This is a genomic window from Pseudodesulfovibrio portus (genome assembly GCF_026000375.1).
Lineage (GTDB): Bacteria > Desulfobacterota > Desulfovibrionia > Desulfovibrionales > Desulfovibrionaceae > Pseudodesulfovibrio > Pseudodesulfovibrio portus.
On record NZ_AP026708.1, the window covers coordinates 2,219,596 to 2,243,498 of the forward strand.

23 protein-coding genes and 1 other RNA gene are annotated in these 23,903 nt (G+C 62.0%); 15 read left to right on the forward strand and 9 right to left on the reverse strand.

Annotated features, from left to right (window positions below; genetic code table 11):
• Positions 1 to 216 precede the first annotated feature (216 nt).
• From glmU to OO730_RS10780, 9 genes are all read left to right on the forward strand, one after another.
• Positions 217 to 1,590 (forward strand): bifunctional UDP-N-acetylglucosamine diphosphorylase/glucosamine-1-phosphate N-acetyltransferase GlmU, encoded by a 1,374-nt coding sequence (glmU, locus tag OO730_RS10740; RefSeq protein ID WP_264981465.1) that lies wholly within the window; start codon positions 217 to 219, stop codon positions 1,588 to 1,590.
• 71 nt (positions 1,591 to 1,661) lie between these two features.
• On the forward strand, positions 1,662 to 1,838 hold the full coding sequence (locus OO730_RS10745) for a hypothetical protein (RefSeq protein ID WP_264981466.1): 177 nt from the start codon (positions 1,662 to 1,664) through the stop codon (positions 1,836 to 1,838).
• Positions 1,839 to 1,850: 12 nt separating this feature from the next.
• A complete protein-coding gene (locus tag OO730_RS10750; RefSeq protein ID WP_264981467.1) occupies positions 1,851 to 2,120 on the forward strand; it encodes a cell division protein ZapA in 270 nt (89 codons plus the stop codon).
• Positions 2,121 to 2,146: 26 nt separating this feature from the next.
• Positions 2,147 to 2,334: non-coding RNA, 6S RNA (gene ssrS, locus OO730_RS10755), on the forward strand.
• Positions 2,335 to 2,514: 180 nt separating this feature from the next.
• On the forward strand, positions 2,515 to 4,071 hold the full coding sequence (gene rny / locus OO730_RS10760; protein ID WP_264981468.1) for a ribonuclease Y: 1,557 nt from the start codon (positions 2,515 to 2,517) through the stop codon (positions 4,069 to 4,071).
• 202 nt (positions 4,072 to 4,273) lie between these two features.
• Positions 4,274 to 5,119: a CheR family methyltransferase gene (locus tag OO730_RS10765; protein ID WP_407681923.1), complete on the forward strand. Its 846-nt coding sequence runs from the start codon at positions 4,274 to 4,276 to the stop codon at positions 5,117 to 5,119.
• 66 nt (positions 5,120 to 5,185) lie between these two features.
• Complete coding sequence (locus OO730_RS10770; protein WP_264981470.1) at positions 5,186 to 5,971, forward strand: TIGR00282 family metallophosphoesterase; 786 nt, start codon at positions 5,186 to 5,188, stop codon at positions 5,969 to 5,971.
• Between the two features lie 35 nt (positions 5,972 to 6,006).
• On the forward strand, positions 6,007 to 7,287 hold the full coding sequence (tyrS, locus tag OO730_RS10775; RefSeq protein ID WP_264981471.1) for a tyrosine--tRNA ligase: 1,281 nt from the start codon (positions 6,007 to 6,009) through the stop codon (positions 7,285 to 7,287).
• Between the two features lie 349 nt (positions 7,288 to 7,636).
• Positions 7,637 to 8,326: a queuosine precursor transporter gene (locus OO730_RS10780; RefSeq protein ID WP_264981472.1), complete on the forward strand. Its 690-nt coding sequence runs from the start codon at positions 7,637 to 7,639 to the stop codon at positions 8,324 to 8,326.
• Positions 8,327 to 8,410: 84 nt separating this feature from the next.
• Here the strand turns inward: OO730_RS10780 and OO730_RS10785 are convergent, their stop codons facing one another.
• The 4 genes from OO730_RS10785 to argS form a co-directional block, all read right to left on the reverse strand.
• Complete coding sequence (locus OO730_RS10785; protein WP_264981473.1) at positions 8,411 to 8,986, reverse strand: pentapeptide repeat-containing protein; 576 nt, start codon at positions 8,984 to 8,986, stop codon at positions 8,411 to 8,413.
• 164 nt (positions 8,987 to 9,150) lie between these two features.
• Positions 9,151 to 9,891, reverse strand: a complete 741-nt coding sequence (locus tag OO730_RS10790; protein ID WP_264981474.1) for a substrate-binding periplasmic protein — start codon at positions 9,889 to 9,891, stop codon at positions 9,151 to 9,153.
• A 97-nt stretch (positions 9,892 to 9,988) separates the two neighbouring features.
• Positions 9,989 to 10,672, reverse strand: a complete 684-nt coding sequence (locus OO730_RS10795) for an SPOR domain-containing protein (protein WP_264981475.1) — start codon at positions 10,670 to 10,672, stop codon at positions 9,989 to 9,991.
• 4 nt (positions 10,673 to 10,676) lie between these two features.
• The gene (argS, locus tag OO730_RS10800; protein WP_264981476.1) at positions 10,677 to 12,320 is read right to left on the reverse strand and encodes an arginine--tRNA ligase; all 1,644 of its coding nucleotides are present in this window, start codon (positions 12,318 to 12,320) and stop codon (positions 10,677 to 10,679) included.
• Positions 12,321 to 12,488: 168 nt separating this feature from the next.
• Between argS and OO730_RS10805 the strand changes: the two genes are divergently transcribed.
• Entirely contained in the window at positions 12,489 to 13,325 is an 837-nt protein-coding gene (locus OO730_RS10805) for an AraC family transcriptional regulator (RefSeq protein ID WP_264981477.1), read from the forward strand.
• Between the two features lie 24 nt (positions 13,326 to 13,349).
• Positions 13,350 to 14,225 (forward strand): DMT family transporter, encoded by an 876-nt coding sequence (locus OO730_RS10810; RefSeq protein ID WP_264981478.1) that lies wholly within the window; start codon positions 13,350 to 13,352, stop codon positions 14,223 to 14,225.
• A gap of 12 nt (positions 14,226 to 14,237) precedes the next feature.
• Here OO730_RS10810 and OO730_RS10815 read toward each other — a convergent pair whose 3' ends face one another.
• From OO730_RS10815 to OO730_RS10830, 4 genes are all read right to left on the reverse strand, one after another.
• A complete protein-coding gene (locus tag OO730_RS10815; protein WP_264981479.1) occupies positions 14,238 to 15,719 on the reverse strand; it encodes a tetratricopeptide repeat protein in 1,482 nt (493 codons plus the stop codon).
• An 88-nt stretch (positions 15,720 to 15,807) separates the two neighbouring features.
• Positions 15,808 to 17,145, reverse strand: coding sequence for a tetratricopeptide repeat protein (locus tag OO730_RS10820; protein WP_264981480.1), 1,338 nt, complete (start codon positions 17,143 to 17,145; stop codon positions 15,808 to 15,810).
• Positions 17,146 to 17,258: 113 nt separating this feature from the next.
• Positions 17,259 to 18,011, reverse strand: coding sequence for an MBL fold metallo-hydrolase (locus OO730_RS10825; protein WP_264981481.1), 753 nt, complete (start codon positions 18,009 to 18,011; stop codon positions 17,259 to 17,261).
• A gap of 87 nt (positions 18,012 to 18,098) precedes the next feature.
• Entirely contained in the window at positions 18,099 to 18,350 is a 252-nt protein-coding gene (locus tag OO730_RS10830; RefSeq protein WP_264981482.1) for a hypothetical protein, read from the reverse strand.
• A 129-nt stretch (positions 18,351 to 18,479) separates the two neighbouring features.
• On the opposite strand from OO730_RS10830, the gene OO730_RS10835 reads away from it, so the two are divergent.
• Together OO730_RS10835 and dapF are read left to right on the forward strand one after the other, a co-directional pair.
• Positions 18,480 to 18,842: a hypothetical protein gene (locus tag OO730_RS10835; protein WP_264981483.1), complete on the forward strand. Its 363-nt coding sequence runs from the start codon at positions 18,480 to 18,482 to the stop codon at positions 18,840 to 18,842.
• 79 nt (positions 18,843 to 18,921) lie between these two features.
• A complete protein-coding gene (gene dapF, locus OO730_RS10840; RefSeq protein ID WP_264981484.1) occupies positions 18,922 to 19,773 on the forward strand; it encodes a diaminopimelate epimerase in 852 nt (283 codons plus the stop codon).
• 919 nt (positions 19,774 to 20,692) lie between these two features.
• Here the strand turns inward: dapF and OO730_RS10845 are convergent.
• Complete coding sequence (locus tag OO730_RS10845; protein ID WP_264981485.1) at positions 20,693 to 21,862, reverse strand: pyridoxal phosphate-dependent aminotransferase; 1,170 nt, start codon at positions 21,860 to 21,862, stop codon at positions 20,693 to 20,695.
• A 183-nt stretch (positions 21,863 to 22,045) separates the two neighbouring features.
• Between OO730_RS10845 and OO730_RS10850 the strand changes: the two genes are divergently transcribed.
• Positions 22,046 to 22,513 carry an SRPBCC family protein gene (locus OO730_RS10850; RefSeq protein ID WP_264981486.1) on the forward strand — a complete coding sequence of 156 codons (468 nt, stop codon included), beginning with the start codon at positions 22,046 to 22,048 and terminating at the stop codon, positions 22,511 to 22,513.
• Between the two features lie 28 nt (positions 22,514 to 22,541).
• Positions 22,542 to 23,846: a MerR family transcriptional regulator gene (locus tag OO730_RS10855; protein WP_264981487.1), complete on the forward strand. Its 1,305-nt coding sequence runs from the start codon at positions 22,542 to 22,544 to the stop codon at positions 23,844 to 23,846.
• Positions 23,847 to 23,903: the final 57 nt, after the last annotated feature.

Genomic DNA, 23,903 nt, shown 5'->3' on the forward strand with positions numbered 1-23,903 from the left:
CCTTTGACCGTCTTCGGGACGGGCGGTTTGGTTTTGCCGCAAAGCGTACCACGGGTTTTGGGCACAACCCGGATTCGGGAACGAATGGAGAATAAAAACACGCTATAAGATAAAATCGGTACTTGACATCATTTGAAAAACCGCCCTTGTCCTTTTCGTTCCAAGCGGGTAATTTGTGTCCGGAAATACGAACCTATCCGAACAACGGAGATCATAATGGCTGAAACCAAAGTCACCGCCCTGATCCTGGCTGCGGGCAAGGGCACGCGGATGCGGTCCCCCCGGGCCAAGGTGTTGCAGACCCTGCTCGGCGAACCCATGCTTTTCTATGTGTATGAGGCGCTCAAGCCCCTGGTGAGGGAGAACATCCTGACCGTGGTCGGCCACGACGCCGACACCGTGCGGGCCGCTTTCCCGGACATGGCCGACCGGTTCGTCATGCAAAAGGAGCAGCTCGGCACGGGCCACGCCCTCCAGGTGTCCTGGGACGCCCTGCAAAAGACGGGGGCCACCCACTGCCTGGTCATCAACGGCGACACCCCGCTGGTCACGACCGAGGCCCTGGATCGGCTCATGGCCGCACAGGGGTGCTGCGACCTGGCCTTCACCACCATCACCCCGCGCGACGCGGGCGCCTTCGGTCGCGTGGTGCGCGACCCCGAGCGGCGGGTGGCGGCCATCGTCGAGGCCAAGGACTACGACCTGAACCGGCACGGCCCGGTCACGGGCGAGGTCAACGCGGGCGTGTACCTGCTCAAGCTCGAAACCATGGGACCGCTCCTGTCCCGGCTGTCCAACGAGAACAAGTCCGGCGAATACTACATCACCGACCTCGTGGAGCTGGCCGTGGCCGCAGGGCTGTCCGTGGAGGGAGTCCAGGCGGGCGACGACCTGTCGCTCATGGGCATCAACTCCCCGCGCGAGCTGATCACCGCCGAGAACGCCCTGCGCCGCCAGATAGTGGAGGAGCTCCTCGACGACGGCGTGCTCATCCACAACCCGGACACCGTGATCATCGGCCCGCGTGCCACCGTGGAGCCGGGAGCGGAGATATTCGGCCACTGCGAAATTTACGGCGACTCCTTTGTGACTGCCGGGGCGAAGCTCGGGTCCTACAACTACATCCTCGATTCACGCTTCGCGACCGGCTGCGTGGTGCGCCAGTTCAACCACATCGAGGGCGCATCGGTGGGCGAGGGGGCCCAGGTCGGTCCCTACACCCGGTTGCGGCCCGGCGCGGTGCTGGAGCGGGATGCGCGGGCGGGCAATTTCGTGGAGATGAAGAAGGCCCGGCTGGGCGAGGGCGCCAAGGCCGGCCATCTGACCTACCTGGGCGACGCCGAGGTGGGGGCAGGGGCCAACATCGGGGCCGGGACCATCACCTGCAACTATGACGGCAAAAACAAATTCGTCACCACCATCGGCGAGGGGGCGTTCATCGGCTCCAACACCGCCCTGGTGGCGCCGGTGACCGTTGGCCGGGACGCCCTGGTGGGCGCGGGTTCCACCATCACCAAGGACGTGCCCGAAGGACAGGCCGGGATCGCCCGGGGCAAGCAGGTGAACATCAAGCGCCGCCTCAAGAAGTGATCCGAGTAATATATCAATAACCAAGGCAAGAAAGCATTGCCTTGCAATGAAAAAAAGAATAGATATCCGGTATGGAATTAGTTGCCCAACTTGAAGAACGTTTCAACTTGTTGTTGAATAAAATCAATCAACTGAAAGAAGAAAACCAACGCTTGAGGGAGGAGGTCGAGGCTGAAAGGCAGACGCGGCGCGACATCGAATCTCGTATCGACACGCTTTTGGAGAAAATCCAAAACGAGCTGGAATGATAGCGTTTTACGATGCCTCGCTACACGCTGACCCTGTTGGGACTCGACATATCCTTCAAGACGGATGCGGATAATAAACGCATCGAAGCCGCTCAGGCCTTCATCGAAAACAAGTACAAGGAGCTTGTGGCCGGAGCGGGCGACATCAGCAAGGAAAGGGTGCTCACATACCTGCTCCTGAGCCTGGCTGATGATTATCTGGTCGCTGGGGACAAACTGCAGCGGCTGGAAGGGAAGATCGGAGAGATTTTGGAAAAGACCTCAACGGAACCGGACCGATAACTGGACGGGGCCAAGGTCGCCAAGGAATTACCCTGGGGCGTGCGTGATTGCCCAGAGTGTTATTGAGCCAATGCTCTATAAAAGGGCTAGGACTCCAGCGGGCCGGTGAGCATGCCCGGCACAGGCCGGGAAGCCTGAAGGTCCGCGAGACGTGCCCACCTGGACATACCAGGTTCAAAACATACCGGCAACACGGCGCTTTCCCGGGGATTTATACCGCCCGACCGCAATAAGCGGCGTTTTCGGGCAAAGATATAGACAGCCACCTTCCTTATCCAAGTTCCCGCCACCCTTCCCTTCAAAGAAAGGCGCGTTTTTTCGCGTTCTTCAACTTGCGTTACGGCGTCAACAGACCGCCCATAGTCTGTCAACATACAATGAAGGAGTAATCCCCATGCTTTTCGAAATCGCCATAGTCGGCGGAGGGGTGCTTGCCGGACTGGGTACCGGGTTCATTCTCTTCAAATACGTCTCCGACAAGAAAGTTTCCGATTCCAGGGGGCTGGCCGAACGCATCGTCGAAGAGGCCAGGAAAGAGAGCGAGGCGTTGAAAAAGGAAGCGCGCCTGCAGGCTCAGGACGAAATTTATAATCAGAAAAAGGAGCTGGAGCGGGAGTTCAAGGACCGCGAGAGCCAGCTCAAGAGCGAAGAAAAGCGGCTGCATTCCAAGGAGGAGCGCCTGGACGCCAAGCGGGAGAAGGCCGCCGACAAGGAAGCGCAGGCCGTGGAGCTGGAAAAGCAGCTCATCAAGCAGGAAAAACATTTGAGCGAGCTGGAGGAGGACCTGGAGCGCAAGGCCGACGAGCACGAGCGCAAACTCCAGGAAATCTCCGGCCTGACCGTTGAGGAAGCCCGTGAGAACCTGCTCAAGGAAATCGAGTCCCGCACCCGCCACGAGGCGGCCAAGATGATCCGCAACATCGAGATGGAGGCCAAGGAAAACGCCTCCAAGAAGGCCAAGGAGATACTCTCCCTGGCCCTGCAGCGTTATGCGGGCGACTATGCGGGTGAGCAGACCGTCACCGCCGTGACCCTGCCCTCCGAAGACATGAAGGGCCGCATCATCGGTCGCGAGGGCCGCAACATCCGCGCCCTGGAGGCGGCTACCGGCGTGGACCTGATCATCGACGACACGCCCGAGACCGTGGTCCTGTCGGCCTTCAGCCCCCTCAAGCGCGAGGTCGCCAAGCAGGCCCTGGAACGCCTCATCCACGACGGCCGCATCCATCCGGCCCGCATTGAGGAGATCGTCAAGAAGGTCGAGTCCGAGATGGACACCAAGCTCAAGGAGATCGGCGAGCAGGCCACCTTCGACGTGGGCGTCCACGGCATCCACCCCGAGGTCATCAACCTGCTCGGGCGGCTGCACTACCGCACTTCATTTTCCCAGAACGTGCTCCAGCATTCCATGGAGGTCGCCTTCCTGTGCGGCGTCATGGCCGCCGAACTGGGCCTCAACGAGAAAGAGGCCAAGCGCGCGGGGCTGCTGCACGACATCGGCAAGGCCGTGGACCACGAGATCGAAGGCCCCCACGCCATCATCGGCGCGGACCTGGCCAAGAAGCACGGCGAGTCCAAGGAAATCATCCATGCCATCGCCGCGCACCACGAGGACACCCCGCCCATGACCATCCTGGCCAACCTGGTCCAGGCCGCCGACTCCCTGTCCGGCGCCCGGCCCGGCGCCCGCAAGGAGCTGCTTGAGAACTACGTCAAGCGGCTGGAAGAGCTGGAAGGGCTGGCCACCGGATTCGACGGCGTGCAGAAGGCCTACGCCATCCAGGCGGGCCGCGAAATCCGCGTCATGGTCGATTCGGAAAAGGTGGGCGACGAGAACACCTACGTGCTCTGCAAGGACATCGCCGAGAAGATCGAGAACAACATGACCTATCCCGGCCAGATCCGGGTTACGGTCATCAGGGAAAAGCGGGCCGTGGGCTACGCGAAATAATCAGACGTCGACCGCGCACCCGGACTTCCCTGATGTCCGGGTGCTTTTTTTATAAGCCGGCAGAGATTATCATGGCGCAGTGCCACTATTGTCACTTACCATCTGGCTCTATGTATCCATCTTCGAATTTTTGGAGCGCAGCTGAATGAGAAAAGATCCATCCGCCGCCAATGACCAGACCTCCGAAGGGCTCAGGCAGACCATGCAGAGCAGCATGAGCCTGGTGCGTTCGGAGATGGGCGAGTCCGAATTCCAGCGGTTCAGCGAACTCATTCATTCCGAGTTCGGCATCAAGATGCCGCCGTCGAAGAAGGTGCTGCTCCAGAGCCGCTTCCAGAAACGGCTGCGCGCCCTCGGCTTGAGCGGATACAAGGAATACTGCGACTACGTCTTTTCTCCCGACGGCAGGGAAAATGAACGGTCCCATCTCATCGACGTGGTCACCACCAACACCACCCATTTCTTCCGCGAGCCCAAGCACTGGGATATCATGAACAACACGGCGCTGCCCGAATTGTGGAGCCGGGGAGTGGGCAAAAACAACGCGCTGCGCATCTGGTCGGCCGGGTGCTCCAGCGGGGAAGAGCCCTACACCCTGGGCATGGTTCTGTACGAGTGGGCCGCCTCCCGCCAGGGGTTCGACTTCTCCATCCTGGCCACGGACATCTCCCGGAAGATTTTGTCCGAGGCGAAACGCGCGGTCTATTCCATGGACAAGGTCGCGGACGTGCCCATGCAGTACAAGAAAAAGTACATGCTCAAGTCCAAGGACAAGAAGCTGGTCAAGATGGACAAGCTCCTGACCAGCAAGGTCACCTTCCAGCGGCTCAACTTCATGGAAAATTTCAAGCTGCCCCAGCAGCAGGACATCATCTTCTGCCGCAACGTGGTCATCTACTTCGACCGCCAGACCCAGGAAGTGCTGTTCAACAAGTTCTGCAACAATCTCAAGTCCGGCGGCTATCTGTTCATCGGCCATTCGGAGTCCCTGTCAGGCATGAAGCTGCCCATCAAGCCGGTCGCCCCCACGGTCTTTCAGCGGATTTAGCCCCTTTACAATTCCCGTTCAGCCCTTATCAGTCTCTCCATCAACGGTTCCATCCAAGGGAATACCATGCGCATATTGTTTCTCGGCGACATCGTCGGCAGGCCCGGAATGCGGGCCGTAAGGGAGAACCTCGCCCGCATCAGGGAAGAGGAATCCGTCGACTTCGCCTTTGCCAACGGCGAGAACGCCAGCGGCGGCTACGGGCTCAAGGCCAAGCACGCCAAGGAGCTGTTCAAGGCGGGGCTGGACGGCATCACCGGCGGCAACCACATCTGGAAGTTCAAGGACCTCTACTCCCTGCTCGAGTCCGACGGGCGCATCCTCCGGCCCCACAACTACCCCGACCACCTGCCGGGCTCCGGCGTCCGCGTCTTCCGCAAGAAGGGCTTCCCGCCCGTGGCCGTGGTCAACCTCATCGGCCGGACCTTCATGCCCCCCATCGACTGCCCGTTCGCGGCCGCCGAAACGGTCATCGACGCTCTGCCCGCCGACGTGCCCGTGACCATCGTGGACTTCCACGCCGAGGCCACCGGGGAAAAGATCGCCATGGGGTATTTCCTGGAGGGCAAGGTGTCCGCCGTGGTCGGCACCCACACCCACGTCCAGACCAACGATGCCAAGATACTGCCCGGCGGCACGGGCTACCTGACCGACCTCGGCATGTGCGGCGCCGAGGACTCCTGCCTGGGCATGAAGCCGGAAATCATACTCGACCGTTACCTGACCGGACTGCCCCGGCAGCTCGAGGCCGCATCGGGTCCGGGGATTTTACAAGGCGCGATTTTTGACATAGATGATACCTCCGGCAAGGCGGTTTCCATGACCGCCTTCCAGCAGAACAACAGAGCGTGACCTGTCACGGAATTGACGAGACCAAGAGGGTAAAAGTGAATATCTACGATGAGTTGAAGTGGCGCGGGCTGATCAATCAGGTTTCCGACGAAGACAAGGTGCGCGAGTTCCTGTCCAAGCCAGGCGCCACCATGTATTGCGGCTTCGATCCCACCGCCGAATCCCTGCACGTGGGCAACCTCGTGCCCCTGCTCTGCCTGGTGCGCATGAAGCGGGCCGGGCATAATCCGCTCTATCTCATGGGCGGGGCAACGGGCCGCATCGGCGACCCGTCCGGCAAGGACAAGGAACGCGAGTTGTCCAACTCCGATCTGCTCGACGAGCGTCTGGAGCTGATCAAGCGCCAGGTGCGCCGGTTCGTGGAGCGCAACACCGGCGAGCGTCCGGACATCGTCAACAACTACGACTGGACCAAGGACATGACCGCCATCGAGCTGCTGCGCGACGTGGGCAAGCACTTCACGGTCAACTGGATGCTCCAGAAGGAGTCGGTCAAGGGCCGCATCGGTCGCGAGGAATCCGGCATCTCCTACACCGAGTTCTCCTACATGATCCTCCAGTCCTACGACTTTTACCACCTGTACAAGAACTACGACTGTCGCCTCCAGATAGGCGGCGGCGACCAGTGGGGCAACATCACTGCGGGCTGCGAGTTCATCCGCCGCCGGTACGCCCACGACGACGAGCAGGCCGAGGCGTTCGCCCTGACCTTCCCGCTCATCACCACCGCCTCGGGCAAGAAATTCGGCAAGTCCGAGGGCAATGCGGTCTACCTGAACGCGGACCTGACCTCGCCCTACGCCTTCTACCAGTTCTTCATCAACACCGATGATGCCGACGTGATCAAGTTCCTCAAGCTGTTCACCTTCCTCGGACCCGAGGACATCGCGGAGCTGGAAAAGCAGGTCGCGGAAGCCCCGCACCTGCGCGCCGCCCAGAAACGGCTGGCCGAAGAGGTCACCACCATGATCCACGGCAAGCACGAGCTGGAACGCGTCCTGGCCGCCACCGAGGCGCTGTTCGGCAAGGGCGATCTCAAGGCCATCGACCCGGCCACCCTGCGCTCGGCGCTCGAGTCCGCGCCCAACAAGCATTACGCGTCCGCCGACCTGCCCGACCTGCCCCAGATGCTCGTGGATCTCGGGCTGGTCAAGTCTAAGGGCCAGGCCCGCAAGGACATCAAGGGCGGCGGCGTGTACATCAACGGCGAACGCCTGGAAGACGGTCGGGAACTCGCGGACCACGATTTCATCGGCGGCGAGCTGCTGGTCATCCGCAAGGGCAAGAAGAATTACGGGCTTGTGACCAAGGGCTGATGCCCTTGGGGCGCGGCTTGCGATAGCGGCGCATCTGCACATTTTTCGGGCCCAGTTTAATCCTCAACGTAGCGCTGCTACGCCTGCGGTTAAACCGCACCCGAGAAAATGCACAGCTGCACCACTCTCACAAGCCTGAAATAATGATCAATAAGGGCCGCACTCCTGCGGCCCCTTTTTTTGTTCTTTCGCCGCAGGCGACACAAAAAGTTTGGGAAAAGGAGGGGATGGGGGTCTGGGGGAAGGGGAGGGAACAACCCTTTTCAAAGGGTTTTCCCTCCCCTTCCCCCAGCCGCCGGAGGCATCACCATACTTGACCTCGGCGGGAATAAGGGGCACACCGACCTCCATGAACGAATTGCTTTGGATATCTTTCGCATTGGTGGACCTGTGCATGGTCCTTGTGGTGTTCCGCCTGTTCGGTCGCGTCGGCCTGTTCGGGCTGTTGGTTTTCAACCTGCTGCTGTGCAACATCCAGGTCCTGAAGACCGTGGAATTGTTCGGTTTGACCACCACGCTGGGCAACGTGTTGTATGCCAGCGTGTTCCTGGCCACCGACCTGCTCAGTGAATTCTACGGCAAGAAAGAGGCCAAGAAGGGCGTGCTGCTCGGGTTCGTGGCCCTGGTCATGATGGTCGGGTACATGCAGATGGCGCTCTATTTCCAGCCTGCCGCAGACGATTTTGCCCAGCCCCACCTGTCCGCCCTGTTCGGCTTCCTGCCGCGCATCGCGCTGGCGTCCATGATCGCCTACCTGGTCTCCCAGCTGCATGACGTGTGGGCCTTCCACGCCATCAGGGAGCGCACCGGCGGCAAGTTCTTGTGGCTACGCAACAACGCCTCGACCATGGTCAGCCAGCTCCTGGACTCGGCCATCTTCTGCGTCATCGCCTTCTGGGGCTTGTTCCCTGTGAACGTGTTCCTGGAAATCCTGCTCTCCACCTACGTCATCAAGGTCGTGGTGGCCGGTCTGGACACGCCGTTCATCTACATGGCCAAGCGCATTTTCAGCAAACGCCACGCCGAGCTGAGCGTGTAGGGGATCATTGGTACGAATGAAGAGGGCGGCCCGTCGGGGTCGCCCTTTTTTGTGCCCATTGTACGAGTGCGCCCCGCTGCCGGGTTATTCGAGCACGATGTCCAGGTTGGCGAGCAGCGAGACCGCCTCGGGCAGTGAGAACCGGGTCTTGTGCAGCGTGTTTTCCGTGGCGTTGACGTAGTAGTTTCGGGATGTGGTGAAGTCGGCGAAGCTCAGGTCCGCCTGGGAGAACGTGCAGCCGCTCAGGTCGCAGTCGTCAAAGGCGGCATGCCGCAACCGCGTGTTGTGGAACGAGGCCTCCACCAGGGCGCAGGACGTGAACGTGAACCGGGTCAGGTTCATGTCGGAGAAGATGTTGTTGTTCAGGATGCACCGGTCATACCCGGCGGTCAGGAAACCGCCGACCGCGCTCCAGGCGATGCCGATCATCTTGCAGTCCCTGAAGTGAACGTCAAGGAATGCGGTGTTCCGTATTTCCACCAGCGAGAGGTTGCACCGGGTGAACTCGCAGCTGTCGAAGCTGCATCCGGTCAACCGGCTGGACTGGAAGGATGAATCCGTGAAAACGCAATTGTAGAACTCGATATCCTCAAGTTCGTCTTCCCATTGAACGTTCTTGAACGTTTCGTTCTCGTAGGCGGCATCCTTAAAAATCGTCATTCGTCCTGACCTCGGGGCGGGTTTTGCGACGTGGGTTAGGGGCACCGGCTCCATGCTTACCATGTCCCGGTCTGGAATCAATGAATTTGACTGGCCGGGGGAGGGCCGGGGGGAGATGCGGCATCACGGATGCCGATTCGGTCGTGTGCCCCCGTGGCGTCCGCCTACTGCCCGTATTTTTTCAGGATGGCCCGATAGCGATCCGTTTTCTTGAACTGCTTCAGGGCTTTTGCGAACTCGACCGCCAAGGCGTTCTTTGGGCTCTTCCTGGAAAAGGCCAGGTACACGTCGCCTGAGCTGATTGTCTCCTGCAAGTGGTCGATCTGATCCGAGACGCCCATCCTTTGGGCTTCGAAAAGGCCGAAATTGCGGTTGGCCATGAAGAGGTCGATCCTGCCGTAGAGCAATTTCCGTATGTTGATCTCGACGGATTCCACCGGCTCCTTGATGAATCCCCGGGCCTGGTTGAACTCGTCGGAATAGGAATAACCGAGTTGGGTGCCGACCTTCAGTCCCTTCAGATCTGCGAGGGAGCGGAAGACGAACAGCCTGCCCTTCATGTGGAACAGTACGGTCTGGCTCGAGGACAACGGTTCTTTCGGGAAGATCAGTGTTTTTTCCCGTTGCTGGGTCTTGCCCGCATCCATGAGAGCGTCGGCAGAGCCGTCTTCGACCATGGCGATGCACCGTTTCCAGGGATAGAAGGTCAGCCTCAACTGATGACCCATTCCTTCCAGCACGGCCTTGACCGTCTCGTAGTCGGTTCCGGCGATGCATCCGTTGTCTTCGAAGACATAGGGCGGCCACGAGTCGGATACCACGTCGATGGTATCGGCGGATACGGTGCCGGACCCGAGGACGAGCAGAACCGCCATCGTGGTGAAGGAGAGCAGAAGAGCCTTCAAGCGATGTGGCGGTGCGTTTCCCGCATCGGGAGGAGGTGAACTGGCGCGTACCTGCATATGATCACGGGCCTTGTTTTTGCCAAAGAAAAGCTGCTTCTTATTGTACTTGGGTCTTTTTCTTGAGCAACGGCTTCTGGATGCCGAATCCGGAGAGAATCTCGCGCATCCGGTCGGTGGAGGCCGGGGTGCCGGAGTGGAGCACCTGGACGCGGTACCAGGTGGAGCCCTTGGCGTCGCCCGCCGTGATGTTGGTGGTCAGGCCTGCGGCTTCGAGCTTCTTGCCCAGTTCCTCGGCCATTTCGACCTTGCGGAAGGCGGCCACCTGGTAGACGTAGTCGTAGACGGGTTCGCCGGGTCGGGCCGGTTCGGCGTCAACCGGTTCGGGCTTGGGCGCGGGCTTGACCTCCGCCTTTTTCTCCGGCTTCGGAGCAGGCTTGGGCTCTGGCTTGGGTTCGGGTTCGACGGCGTCCATTTCGGTCGGCGCCTGGAGCCGATCCTGGTACTCCAGTTCCTCGGGAGTGAGGATTGTGGGCGGCTCCTGCCCGACCGCCTGGCCGTGCTCGTTGCGCGGCATGATCGGTTCAAGCTGCGGGATGTCCGCCTCGGGCCGGTAGCCTCGGCCGATGAGGATGCCCATGACGAAGAAGAAGGTCAGCGCGAGCACGCCGGCTCCCACCGCGCTGATCATGCCCGGCAGGGACAGGGTGAAGCTGTAGGACCGCTTGGCGGCGTTGAGCTTCGGGACCTTGACCTTGTATTTCGGTTCGGTGTTGTCTGCCATATCCCTACATTGATTCGGGTGCGTTGACGCCCAGCAGGCCCAGGCCGTTCTTCACGACGCCGGCCACGCAATCGAGCAGCATGAGCCGGGCCGCAGCCACGTCGTCCCCGGCGCTGAGCACATGACAATTTGTATAGTACCTGTGCAGCGTTGAGGCAAGTTCCTGCAAATACATGGAGATCATGTGCGGGGACTGGGCGCGCGCCGCAGCCTCCACAAAGTCCGGGTACTGGTCGAGGAGGCGCAGGATTTCCATGTCCCACTCGGTGTCGAGCAGGGCCAGGGATTCCGGGCTCACGGGGGCGGCGGACTTGCCCGCCTCGGCCGCCTTCTTGTTCAGGGAGCAGATGCGCGCATGGGCGTACTGCACGTAGTAGACCGGGTTGTCCATGGACTTCTGCTTGACCAGCTCCAGGTCGAAATCGAGCTTGGAGTCGGACTTGCGGGACAGGAACATGAACCGGGCGGCGTCGGAGCCGACCTCGTCCACCACGTCCTTGAGGGTCTCGAACTGGCCCGCGCGGGTACTCATGGCGATGGGCTGGCCGTCGCGCAGCAGGTTGACCAGGTTGACCAGGATGACGTGCAGGCCGCCGGGCTTGCCCAGGGCCTCGCAGGCGGCCATCATGCGCGGCACGTAGCCGTGATGATCCGCGCCCCAGATGTCCACGACGAGATCGAAGCCGCGCTTGAACTTGTTGTCGTGGTAGGCGATGTCGGACGCGAAATAGGTGGTGTCGCCGTTGGATTTCCTGAGCACGCGGTCCTTGTCGTCGCCCAGTTCCGTGGACTTGAACCAGAACGCGCCGTCTGCGGCGTAGCCCATGCCGGATGCGGTCAGGTCGGCGAAGGTCTCGTCCACCTTGCCGTCGGTGACCAGGGATTTTTCCGAGAACCAGACGTCGTGGCGCACGCCGAAGGCGGCCAGGTCTTCCTTGATGCCGTCGAGGATGTCGTCCTTGCCGTACACCTTGCAGATCTCAAGGGCCTCGTCTTCGGGCTTGTCCAGCAGGTCGGGGTGGAGCTTCAGGACCTCGCGGGCGATGTCCGCGATGTAGTCGCCCTTGTAGAAGTCCTCGGGCTCGGGCACGTCCACGCCCTTTTCCAGCCGGGCGCGGTACAGGATGGAGCCGCCCAGGATGAGCATCTGGCGACCCGCGTCGTTGATGTAGTATTCGGCCTCGACGTCGTATCCGGCCTTTTCCAGGATGCGCACCAGGGAATCGCCCAGGGCCGCGCCGCGACCGTGACCGATGTGCAGCGGCCCGGTGGGGTTGGCGGAGACGTACTCCACCTGGACCCTGGTGCCGTTGCCCATGGTGGATTTGCCGTAGTCCTCGCCCGCATCGCGGACCGCAGACACGGTCTCCTGCCAGAAGGACGGGGCAAAGGTGAAATTCAGGAATCCCGGTCCGGCGATGTCGATCTTCTCGATGAGCGGATCGGCGGACAACGCCTCCTTGATGTCCTCGGCAATGGCGCGGGGGGCCTTCCTGGCCTCCTTGGCCAGCATCATGGCCACGTTGGCGGACATGTCGCCGAACTGCTTGTCCTTGGGCGGTTCGATGACCGCCTTTTCGGGCCAGGCCCAGCCGAAGGTGTCGAGCGCCTTTTTCAGCGCGGATTCCAGATGTATTTTCGCTCTCATGAGTGTCTATCTCCTTAACATAGCTCGTGGACGAAGGCACTAGCATGAAAGGTCTGACAATCCAAGTATAGAAAGGGGGTGCCTCCGGCTTCCGGGAGCAGCCCTTCCGCCCCGCTTTCGAAGGGGGCTGGAGTTGCCTTTTGAGGGGAAGCGGGGCATGCAGGGGGTATGCAGGGCGCAGCCAGGGAAACAACGCACGTCATGACCCTCCCCTTTCTGGGCGGGGTGGACATGCTGCGCGCGCGGTTCGTGACCCAGTCCTTTTCCCGGCATTTCCACGAGGGGTTCGCCGTGGGCTGCATCGAGTCCGGGGCCATGCGTTTCAACTACCGGGGCGCGAGCGTGGTGGCCGCCCAAGGCCAGGTCAACCTGGTGGTGCCCGGCGAGGCCCACGACGGGCACGGCGCGGACCGCGAAGGCTGGGCCTACCGCATGTTCTACCTCAAGCCCGAGGCGTTGATGGAAGGGGCCCGGGCGCTCATGGCGCGACCGGATCTTCCCCATTTCCGGCAGGGCGTGCTGGACGACCCCGCCCTGGCCGGGTGCATCGCCCGCACCCACAGGCTGCTGGAGCGGTCGGATGTCTCGCTCATCGAAAAGGAGACGCGGCTGCTGTGGCTGCTGGCCCACTGGATTTCCCGGCACGCGGATGAAACCGGCGCGTGGCCGGAGTACGGCCATGAGCATCATGCGGTGCGGCGGGCGCGGGAGGTCATCGAGGACCGGTTCGCCGAGGACATGCCGCTGACCGAACTGGCCCGGCTGGCCGGGTTGTCCCCCTTCCATCTGGTGCGGGTGTTCGAGAAACGGATCGGCGTCACGCCCCACGGCTACCTGACCCAGACCAGGGTGGAGCGGGCCCGGCAACGGCTGGCGCGCGGGGAGCGCATCGCGGACATCGCTGCGGAGTGCGGCTTCTCGGACCAGGCCCACCTGACCCGGCTGTTCAAGCGCCAGACCGGGATCACCCCCGGCAAATACCGCAAGATCGTTCAAAACTCCTGACCGCGTTTGGGGCATGGTCCGGCCATGTCCAAAACAACAATCGCCTATGTCAACCTGTCCCTGGCAATGGTCCTTGTGGGCAGCTCCGTGGTGGCCGGGAAGATCATGGTCATGGAATTGCCCGTGTTCCTGGCGTCCGGCCTGCGCTTCATCCTGGCCCTCGCCATTCTCGTCCCCGTCGTCCTGCTGCGCGAGGGCGGGCTGCCGCGCATCTCCCGCCGTTCCTGGCTGATGATGGGGGTGCAGTCCCTGTGCGGGTCGTTCCTGTTCACGGTCTTCCTGCTCTACGGGCTGACCATGACCGGCCCGGCCTCGGCGGGCATCGTCACCTCCACCACCCCGGCCTGCATGGGGATCATGGCCTGGCTGTTCCTGGGGGATCGGCCGTCCCGGAAAACCGGGCTGGGCATCGTCCTGTCCGTACTCGGCGTGGCGGTCATCAACCTGGTGCAGTCCGGCGGGGGCGTCGGCTCCAACCCGGTGCCGGGCAACCTGCTGGTGCTCGGCGCGGTCGTCTTCGAGTCCCTGTTCCTGCTCATCCGCAAGACCGTTCCCGAGCCGCTGTCCCCGCTGGCCGTGTCGACCATCATTTCCTTGTTCGGCCTGCTCTGGTTCCTGCCCATGGGCGCGGTCGAGGCCCTGCAGACGGATTTCACGGCCATCACCGCCACGGGCTGGCTGGTGGTCGCCTACTACGGCGCGGCCGTCACGGTCCTGGCCTATGTCTTCTGGTTCGCGGGCATCACCAGGGTCCCCCCGTCCACGGCCGGGGTGTTCACCGCAGTCATGCCGGTCTCGGCGCTGGTGCTGTCCGCCCTGGTGCTGGGCGAACCCATAGGCTGGCAGCAGCTCACGGGCTGTGCCTGCGTGCTGGGCGGGATCGTGCTGATCTCGAGGTAAACCGGAAAGGGCCTAGAGTTCCAGATTGGTGAAGGGCCGCCGCTTTTTCTTTTTCTTCTTCTTTTTCGGCGGTTCGGGCAGGGAGTCCAGGTCGATGACGTCTTCCTCTTCGGCCAGGCTCATGGCGAAGCTTTCCTCCGGCGAGGGCTCCGGGGCGAGCTTGGTCCTGTCGTGGGCCTCGTCCAGCTTCCTGCGGGCCAGGGAGTTGTCGGGGTCGATGTCCAGGACGTGCTCGAAGAAGGGGATGGCGTCGTCGTACTGCCGGAGGTCGAGATAGAGGGAGCCGACGTTGAGGGCCGCGCCCACGCTGCCGATGTAGAAGCCCGGGTCGATCCGCAGCGCGTTCTCGAAGCTGTCCATGGCCGGGGTGCGCTGGTTGCCCTCCCACAGCGCCAGCCCCATGTTGTAGTGGATGACCGGGTCCTCCGGGGCGATGGTCAGGGCCTTCCCGTAGACCTCCACGGCCTCTTCCCAGCGGCCTTCGCCGCGCAGGATGATGCCCAGCCGGTTGAAGTGGATCAGATCGTCGCGGCCGAGCACCCGCTTGGTGTCGATGACGCGGTTCAGATACTTGACGGCCAGGTTGGGCGCGATGGCCGAGACCGCGTCCACGATGCGCTGGGTCAGGTCGCCCACGATGCTGGTCGCCTCGCGTTCGGCCACTGAGATGCCCCGGTCGAGGTACTCCTCGGCCTTGTCGTGCTCGCCCTGCCTGAGGTGGTGTTCGGCGATGTCCACCTTGCGCTCCGGGTTGAGCGGGCTGATGTCGTCCAGCTCCTTCAGGTAGGCCAGGGCGCGTTCGTCTTCCATGTCGCGGAAGGCACCGGCCAGCCGGATGAGCGGGGCCATGAAGATGGGCTTGGCCTCGTGGGCGGCCATGTAGCACTGGATGGCGCTGTCCGTGCGGCCCACGCCCATCAGGGCGTCGCCGCGCAGGACCAGCCCCCGGGCGCTGTCCGGGCGGATCATGAGGATGCGGTCCGAGGCCTCCAGGGCCTCGTCGTATTCCCTGTTTTCCAGCAGTTCGGCGCACCGCTCGAGGTGCTGCCTGAGTTCCACGGGCGGGGCGATGGCGGCGGCCAGTTCCTCGATGACCTTGTTGGCCGAGGCGGGCTTGACCAGCACCCGGCTGACGCCCAGCTCGAAGAAGTAGGCCACGGTCTCGTGGGTGGCCTCCCAGGTGAGGACGATCATCGTCACGTCCGGGAATTCCTTTTTCAGACGGATGATGAAGTCCGTGGAGGGCTGGCTCCCGATCATGCGCTCGACAAAGACCACGCAGGGGGTTTCCGCGTCGCGGAGCTCCAGGCATTTGTTCAGGGCGGCTTCGGTGGAGGAATAGGGCAGGAGGGTCTCGCCGCGCAGGCCGATGACCCGCGAAACGATGTTTCTCAGGGCGCGCGTGAACACGAAGTCATCGGACAGGTAGACGATGACTCCCTCGTCCTTGTCGAGAAAATCTCGGACGATCTGGTCTGGGCTCTCTGGGGGCATGGGTACTCCCTTTTATGTCCCATCGGGCAGCAGAGCGGATTACTTAAGGATGATACGCGAAATGGGGGTGTTGGGCAATCGGGCGGACTCAGCGCCCACGACCCTTGATGGTGTCGAGCTTGCCCCGGGCGGTGTCGTTGTCGGGGTTCAGTTTCAGCGCGCTCTCGAAACAGGGGACGGCCCACTCGTACTCCTTGAGCTCGCTGAAAATGGTGCCGAGGTTCATGGCCACCGCCTCGGACCCCTTGTAGAAGTCGGGGTTTATCTTGAGGGCTTTCTCAAAGCATCTTGCTGCCTTGCGTTTGTCGCCGCCATCGAAGTAGGCCATGCCCATGTTGTAGTGCAGTCCTTCGTCGTCAGGGGAGATGCTCAGGGCGTTGGTGTAATTCTCCATGGCTTCCTTCCACTTGCCCTGGCCGCGCAGGGCGATGCCCAGCCGGTTGAACAGGGTGATGTCGTCCTTGGTCAGGGTGCCCTGTTTGGCTTCCAGGACCTTGCTCAGGTATTTTTCGGCCAGCCGGGGAGAGGTATGGTCCACGGCCTCGGAGATTTCTTCGGCCACGGAACTGATCAGGCTCATGGCTTCCCTGGTGGCGGTCTCGATGGCCTGGTCGAAGTAGGTCTCGGCCTGGTCCATCTCCTGGCGTCGGACGTGGAGCTTCCCGATCTGGGTTTTCCGCTCGGCGTTCAGCGGGCTGAGCTTGTCGAGCTTCTTGAGATATTTCATGGACTTTTCATCGTCATATCCCTGATAGGCGTCCACCAGCTTCTTGAGCGGCTCCAGGTAGAGCTGGGAGCTGTCGTGGGCCCGGTGGAAGCAGTCCAGCGCCTTTTCCGGGTTGTTTTCGGCCATGAACACATCGCCCTTGAGCATCAGGCCCGCCGGGCTTTCCGGTTTGATCCGGAGGATTTTGTCCGCGATCTGCTTGGCCTCCAAGAGACGACCGGCGTTCAGGCATTTCCTGCCCACGGTCATGTATTCGCTGAGCTTGCCCTGCGGTTTGACCGTGAAGGCCATCTTCTCGATGATGTTGTTCATGGAGGCGGGCTTGGCAATGACGTTTGAAACGCCCACCTCGTAGAAGTAGGCGATGTTTTCCCTTTTGGTCTCGCCGACCAGGACGATGATCTTCAGCTCGGGCATGAGCCGCTTGAGGGTGATGATGGTGTCCGTGGTCGGGTGGCCGCCCAGGACGCGCTCGATGAAGACGATGGTCTCCACCCCTTTATTCTCCAGGGCCTGGATCTGCTTGAGCCCGGACTGGAACCCCTCAAAGGCGAAGAAGCAGTCCCGTTTGGTGGCGATGATCTTGAAGATGGTGGAGGAGATGGTCCGCTTGAAGAGCAGGTCCTCGCTGATGAGCACTATTGCGCCATGAGTTTTTTCAAAGAAATCGTAGACGATAAGATCGTATTTTCCGGCCATGGCGTCCTGGTGCTCCGACTGTGGGGTGTAGTGTGATTGTGCGTGCGCCAAGAACGTGGCACAGGGCCGTCCAAAAGGAAATGATAATATGACGACGGTCGGGCGAGGCAGGGTCAGACGTCGAAGGTGTCGCCGGGTTCGGGCAGGAAGCCGTGCAGGCCCGAAAGGGAGGCGATGTGACCCATGATCTCATCCTTTTTAGCGTGGCGGACTGCGCGGTCCATGTGGATCAGGGCGCACGCCCTGGCTCCGGACTCGGCTGCGAAGGCCAGGGCGGCCTCCACCGTACCGTGGCCGGGCACTCCCCTGTTCAGGGCATAGGCCTCGTGGATGATGAAGTCGCACCCACGGGCCAGCTTCCGCGTGCTGTCCGTGGGCCGCCCGTCCCCTGAATACAGCAGGGACTTCCCGTCGGCGGTGAGCCGCAAGGCCAGGCAGGGCATGAGGTGGTCGCCCATGGCAAAGGCGAAGTTGAACCCTGCGTGCTTGAATTCGTCGCCCGGGGTGCACTCGAGGAAGTAGACGTCGAACCCGGCCTTGGCCAGGATGTTGGAGTAGGCCATTTCCAGCAGCCGCCTGACGCGGCCCTCAATGCCTGTGGGGCCGAGGATGGTCAGCCGTTCCTTTCTCCCTTCCTCGGCGAATCTGGCCAGCAGGGCCGGAATGCCGAAATAGTGGTCCGCATGGAAATGGGAAACGAATATGGCGTCCAGGCGGCCGGCACGGTCCCCCAGTTTCCAGACCGGTCCGGGGGCGCTGAAGCCGCAGTCCAGCAGGATGGAGGAAGTTCCGGATTCAACCAGGATCGAGGTGTTGGGCAGGTTCTCGTCAAAGGCTTCGCCCACTCCGGCAAAGGTAACGCGCATGGGGCTCTCCAGGGTGAAGAATGTTAGGGTCCAAGGAGAGTATCGCCCGAAAAACGAATTCAGGCAAGGGGGGAGGGGAAAATAAGGTCAGTCGTCGTCGCGGTTGCGCACATCGTCGCGCCAGGAGTTGAGCGGGGCGTAGCATCCCTGCCCGGCGTGCTGGGAGCGCTTGACCTCCACGGCGGTCTCCGGGTCGAGCATCAGGCCGCACATGTACCGTCCTGCCGCCTCGTCCCAGAACAGGTCGGGGCAGCGGCGCATGTAGCCGTATCGTCTGTGGGATTCCATGCAGGGGTCCTGGATGCAGCACCACCCGCATCCCACGCAGGGTTTGGACATGGTTTTCTCCTTGGCAGCGTGGCCTGCGTTACCTTTGCCCGGGACTAATTGCAAGGTCAATCAACTTGACATCCCGCCGGGACTTGCTCAATTATTTGTATATCTGAAGAAGTATCGGAAGGAGTTGGTGTGCGGTTAGAGGTCGAGCCCAAAAATACGTATGCGCTGGTCCGCATGAGCGGGGCCGTGCCCGCCGGAACGTTCAGGAATGAAGTTTCCAGGCTCATGGATGCCGTACGGGCTTCCGGCCTGAAACGCATCCTGCTGGACGAGCGGGGTCTTGTTCTCGGGGTCGACACGCATGAAGCCTATCTGGTCGGGGAGTCGGAGCAGATTGTCATGGCCGCCATCCAGGGATACCGTTTTGCCAGCGTGCCCGATCCGGCCAACAAGGCGCGGAATGAAAATTTCGAGACCATGCTGCGAAACCGGTCGGTCAACTATCGGGTGTTCGACACCATTGCCGACGCCGAGGAATGGCTCCGGGAGTGACTTTTTTCATTCATACGCAAAAAGAATTGGACTATATCCTTTGTCCCCGTTTAGCTGGGGGCAAATGGAGCGAAACCGCATGAACATATTCACCGAGTCCGTGCCCTTCTACAAGATGCAGGGGTGCGGCAACGACTTCGTCGTCATCGACAACCGCGAGATCAAGGTCCCGGAATCCGTCATGGCGGACTGGGCCAGGGCGGTCTGCGCCCGCGCCTTCGGCGTATACGCGGACGGGCTGTTCTTCCTGGAGGAGTCCGGCGACCCGTCCCTGGACTACCGCTGGCATTTCTTCAACTCCGACGGCTCCCGCGCCGAGATGTGCGGCAACGCCTCGCGCTGCGCGGGCAAGCTCGCCCACGCCCTGGGCCTGGCCCCGGCCAGCCACGTGTTCGGCACCGACGCCGGGCCGATAGCGGCGCAGGTGCTCCTGGACGGTCCGGACGCGGGCCGCGTCAAGGTGCAGCTCACTCCGCCCGTGAAGACCGAGACCGGCATCGAGCTCGATGTGGACGGCCGACCGCTGACCGTGCACTTTTCGGACACCGGCGTGCCCCACGCCGTGGTCTTCGTGGACGACGTCAAGGGTGTGGACATAATGGACCTTGGCCCCAAGCTGCGTTACCACGCCCGGTTCGCCCCTTCGGGGACCAACGTCAATTTCGCCCAGGTCGTGGACGGGAACACCATCCTGCTGCGTACCTACGAACGCGGCGTGGAGGCCGAGACCTACGCCTGCGGCACCGGCGCGGCGGCCACCCAGCTGCTGGCCAGCAAGCTCGGCCTGACCGGCGAATACGCCAACCTGACCACCACCGGCGGCGAGGTCCTGACCGTGTTCCTGGAAGGGGACGATGTGTTTTTGCAGGGCGCTGCGGAACTGACCTTCAAGGGCGAATTCTACCTCGCCCCGCTGGGGTTGACGTTGTAGCCGACACCAACGTCGACCCGAAAAGGGCGCACCTTCCTATGGGATGGTGCGCCCTTTTTTTTAAGAGGTTTGACGCGCATTCGCGTTGGACGGTGCGCGTTCTTCTTTTTATGTGTTCCGCTTTTACAGCGGCTGACTTTTGATTCGGGCCGTCCATGGCCCCCACCCCTTCGGGGTCGCGCCTTATCAGGCGCGGTCCAAATCCGCTGTCCTGCGGATTTGTGGCTGGCGCACCAAAAAGTAAGCAAAAAGTGCGCTTTGTAGCGCGGCCGCCCCAAGATCGCGGGGAGAATCCGATCAGCTCGGGACGGCTCCCATCCGTGGGGGATGGCTGGCATTGATTGTCCGGGGAGGTGTTGGCCCTGATTAGGCGCACGTACTGCGTTTCGGGAGCCGCCGTCCCTCGCTGTCGGCTTCTAGGCCCGCGATCAAGGCGGGTGCAAACGATAATTGTCCGGGCGGCGGTTTCGAAAGGTGCACCTGTCGGAGGTGGCAGAGATGGACGGTCGCGGAAGACAATCGCTGGCGGGTCCTAGAGCCTGTTTCGGGCGACTTGCGCAGCCCGTCGACCTTGCCGCAGGCCAGTTTGCAGACGGGCAGCAAAGTCGCCTACAGGCTCTTGGGCCTGCCAGCGCGAGCTACAACAAAAGCGCCCTTTTTCCCCTATTTTTGGGGCGCCAGCCAAAAATAGGGCCGCCGAGTGGCGGAACACTTCAAGGGGAGAACGAAAGAGGTTCAACGCGAATGCGCTTCACACCCCAAAAGTCTTCTCTTCCCCCCACACACAAAAAAAGCCGCGCCATGTCTCGACATGGCGCGGCCAATTTTTTCATCTGATCAGACTACATCGAATCCACCGCCAATCGGCAGCAAAATCCAACGATGTCCACTAGCTCACCAGCGGGTCCAGGGACACTCCCTAGCCCTTGAGCACCTTGCCGACCCTGGTCAGGGCATCCACCAGCGTAGCGTCATCCACGGCATAGGAGAAGCGGATACACTTGTCGTCGCCGAAGGCGGAACCGGGCACCAGGGCCACGCCGACCTCTTCGAGGATTTTGGTGCACATGGCCGCCGAGTCCGGGGCGTCGTCGGTGTAGAATTGGTCCAGCACCGGGAAGAGGTAGAACGCGCCGTCGGGCTTGGGACAGGGTGCGCCCCAGCCGGTGATGATGTCGTATGCCAGGTCGCGGCGGCGGACAAAGGACTCCTTCATCTCGTCCACGATGTCCCAGGGTCCGGTCAGGGCGGCCAGGGCGGCCTTCTGGGTGATGGAGTTGATGTTGGAGGTGGATTGTCCCTGAATCTTGTTCATGGCCTTGATCAGGTCCTCGTGGGCCAGGGCGTAGCCCGCGCGCCAGCCGGTCATGCAGAAGGACTTGGACAGGGCACCCACGATGGCGATGGTCTCGGGGTGCGCTTCCCAGGTCTTGGCCAGGGACACGGGCGAGAACGGGGCGTAGACCAGACGGTCGTAGACCTCGTCGGAGATGATGAAGATGTCGTTCTTGCGCGCCCAGGCCGCGATGGCTTCGAGCTGTTCCCGGGTGTAGCAGCAGCCCGTGGGGTTGGACGGCGAGTTGAGGATGAGTACGCGGGTCTTGTCCGTGCGCACGGCTTCGAGGCCGTCCACGGTGACCAGGTAGTCCTCGTCGGCGGTGGTGGGCACGAATACGGAAACGCCCTCGGCCAGCTGGACCATGGCCGGGTAGCTGACCCAGTAGGGAGCCGGGATGAGCACTTCGTCGCCGGGGTTCACCACGGCCATGAGCAGGTTGTAGAGGACCTGCTTGCCGCCGTTGGAGACGATGGCGTTGTCGCCCGAGGCGACCGCGCCGTAGAATTTCGTATAGTATCCTGCCACGGCCTTGCGCAGTTCCGGGATGCCCGGCACGGCGGTGTAGCGGGTGAAACCCTCGTCCAGGGCCGCCTTGGCCGCCTCGCAGACGTGCGCCGGGGTGGGGAAGTCGGGCTGACCCACTGCCAGGGAGATGATCTCCCGCCCCTGGTCGCGCAATTCTTGGGCCTTGGTGTTCACGGCCAGGGTTGCCGACGGCTTGATCCGGGCCAGACGATCGGAAATACGCATGTGAAAGCTCTCTTTGCTGAAATAATATGAACAGGACCGCTGATTTGCCTCATAGATTAATTTATTTCGGACGTAAATCCGCTTTTTGCCCGTATGAGAAAAAAGTTGTCTTTCTCCTTTACCTGTCTATAGGTTCATAGTTCAGGCATGGGGGCGTGAATGAACGCCAACAAGGAGAAACCCATGGCTGAATTTGTGAGTAACCCCGTGACCGTGTCCGAGGAAACGTACCTGGATTTCACGTCGGAAACCATCTGGCCCCAGCTGTGCCCGACAAGAGAATACGACTGGATCGAACACTGGGAATGCGATCTGGTGCGCTCGGCATCGGGGTACAATGAACTGGATTGCGTGTTTCTCAGGGATTTCCCCGGCGAGTGTGGCCGGGAGACCTGGGTCACGAGCCGTTTCGAGCCGTTTCAGCGCATCGAGTTCGTGCGCACCAACCAGGCCCGCGTGATCCGGTTCGTCATCGAGCTGACGCCCGACGGCGCGGGAACCGTGTTGCGGTGGACGCAGCACATCACGCCGCTCAACGCGGAAGGCAATGAATACGTGAAGGACAAGCCCCGGGCCTTCAAGGCCCAGATGGGCATGCTCGCCAAGATCCTGGCCCACTACCTGGAGACCGGCGACATGTTCCGGGGCTGATACATCGGGCTGCCCCGGAGAATCGCGAATGACGTACACGGTAGGAAGGCTGGCTAAACGGCACGGGCTGTCGCGGTCCACGCTGCTGTATTACGACCGCATCGGGCTGCTTTCGCCCGGCGGGCACATGAAGGGCGAGTACCGGCAGTACTCCGGGGCCGACGACGCGCGGCTGTCGAAGATATGCGAATACCGGCGGGCGGGCATTGCCCTGAAGGAGATCGCGCACATGCTCGACGGGGGGGCTGAAACCTCCGTGGCCGAGGCCCTGGAGAATCGGCTGGGCGAACTGAACCGGGAGATGGACGACCTGCGCGAGCAGCAGCGGCTCATCGCCGGGTTGCTGGGCCGGGCCGACCTGCTCAAGGAGACCGGCGCCATGGACAAGGCCACCTGGGTGTCGCTGCTGTCCGCCGCCGGATTTTCCGAGGAGGACATGCGCAACTGGCACGTCCGCTTCGAGCGCACCGCGCCGGACCAGCACGAGTTGTTCCTCCGCCGCCTGCACATTCCGGACAGCGAAATCTCGGCCATCCGGGCCATGGCCGCCGCGCCCCACGAGATATTCAACATCAACAAGGAATCAGGCCGGTTCATGGAGATGTTCTTCAGGATATACGAGGGGCTGGAGCGAGAGGGCCCGGGCAGTCACGAAATGACCAGGCGTGCCTACGCCCTGTGCGAGGGCATGCCCGACCGCCCGAATATCCTGGAGCTGGGTTGCGGCACGGGCGGGGCCACCATCCCCCTCGCCCGCATCTCCGGCGGCATGATCACGGCCACCGAGATATATCGGCCGTTTCTGGACCGGATGGTCGAGCGGGCCAAGGCGGCGGGCGTGGCCGACCGCGTCACGGCGGCGGTCATGGACATGGCCGATGTCCGGGCCGAACCCGAGTCCTTCGACTGCATCTGGTGCGAGGGCGCGGCCTACATCATGGGCGTGGACAACGCCCTTGAAGCGTGGAAGCCGTTCCTCAGGCCCGGCGGATTCCTGTGCATCACCGACGCGGTCTGGCTGGTGGACCCTGCCGACGCTCCCGCCCCCGTCCGCGAGCACTGGGCCAAGGGGTATCCGGTCATGCGCACCGCAGCGGCCAACAATCGGGCCGCCGAGGCCGCGGGGTACTCCGTGACGGGCAACTTCACCATGGATGCGTCCTGCTGGGACGCGTTCTACGACGATGTGGAAAAACGGATCAATGCCATCGAACCCGTGTACGGCGACGATCCCGACGGACGGGCCATAATCGACATGACCCGGGTGGAGATCGACCTGTACCGGAGGTATCCGGGCATGTACGGGTATGAATTCCACGTCTGGAAAAAATAGCCCCTTCACGCCTTCGGAGATCGGGCCCCGCGTGTCGAGCGCGGGGCCTTTTTTTCG

Excerpts from the sequence above, each read along its gene's own strand:
- glmU (WP_264981465.1), top strand. The coding sequence starts at position 217 with ATGGCTGAAACCAAAGTCACCGCCCTGATCCTGGCTGCGGGCAAGGGC.
- OO730_RS10745 (WP_264981466.1), top strand. The coding sequence starts at position 1,662 with ATGGAATTAGTTGCCCAACTTGAAGAACGTTTCAACTTGTTGTTGAAT.
- OO730_RS10750 (WP_264981467.1), top strand. The coding sequence starts at position 1,851 with ATGCCTCGCTACACGCTGACCCTGTTGGGACTCGACATATCCTTCAAG.
- rny (WP_264981468.1), top strand. The coding sequence starts at position 2,515 with ATGCTTTTCGAAATCGCCATAGTCGGCGGAGGGGTGCTTGCCGGACTG.
- OO730_RS10765 (WP_407681923.1), top strand. The coding sequence starts at position 4,274 with ATGCAGAGCAGCATGAGCCTGGTGCGTTCGGAGATGGGCGAGTCCGAA.
- OO730_RS10770 (WP_264981470.1), top strand. The coding sequence starts at position 5,186 with ATGCGCATATTGTTTCTCGGCGACATCGTCGGCAGGCCCGGAATGCGG.
- OO730_RS10780 (WP_264981472.1), top strand. The coding sequence starts at position 7,637 with ATGAACGAATTGCTTTGGATATCTTTCGCATTGGTGGACCTGTGCATG.
- OO730_RS10785 (WP_264981473.1), bottom strand. The coding sequence starts at position 8,986 with ATGACGATTTTTAAGGATGCCGCCTACGAGAACGAAACGTTCAAGAAC.
- OO730_RS10795 (WP_264981475.1), bottom strand. The coding sequence starts at position 10,672 with ATGGCAGACAACACCGAACCGAAATACAAGGTCAAGGTCCCGAAGCTC.
- argS (WP_264981476.1), bottom strand. The coding sequence starts at position 12,320 with ATGAGAGCGAAAATACATCTGGAATCCGCGCTGAAAAAGGCGCTCGAC.
- OO730_RS10805 (WP_264981477.1), top strand. The coding sequence starts at position 12,489 with ATGCAGGGCGCAGCCAGGGAAACAACGCACGTCATGACCCTCCCCTTT.
- OO730_RS10810 (WP_264981478.1), top strand. The coding sequence starts at position 13,350 with ATGTCCAAAACAACAATCGCCTATGTCAACCTGTCCCTGGCAATGGTC.
- OO730_RS10815 (WP_264981479.1), bottom strand. The coding sequence starts at position 15,719 with ATGCCCCCAGAGAGCCCAGACCAGATCGTCCGAGATTTTCTCGACAAG.
- OO730_RS10820 (WP_264981480.1), bottom strand. The coding sequence starts at position 17,145 with ATGGCCGGAAAATACGATCTTATCGTCTACGATTTCTTTGAAAAAACT.
- OO730_RS10825 (WP_264981481.1), bottom strand. The coding sequence starts at position 18,011 with ATGCGCGTTACCTTTGCCGGAGTGGGCGAAGCCTTTGACGAGAACCTG.
- OO730_RS10830 (WP_264981482.1), bottom strand. The coding sequence starts at position 18,350 with ATGTCCAAACCCTGCGTGGGATGCGGGTGGTGCTGCATCCAGGACCCC.
- dapF (WP_264981484.1), top strand. The coding sequence starts at position 18,922 with ATGAACATATTCACCGAGTCCGTGCCCTTCTACAAGATGCAGGGGTGC.
- OO730_RS10845 (WP_264981485.1), bottom strand. The coding sequence starts at position 21,862 with ATGCGTATTTCCGATCGTCTGGCCCGGATCAAGCCGTCGGCAACCCTG.
- OO730_RS10850 (WP_264981486.1), top strand. The coding sequence starts at position 22,046 with ATGGCTGAATTTGTGAGTAACCCCGTGACCGTGTCCGAGGAAACGTAC.
- OO730_RS10855 (WP_264981487.1), top strand. The coding sequence starts at position 22,542 with ATGACGTACACGGTAGGAAGGCTGGCTAAACGGCACGGGCTGTCGCGG.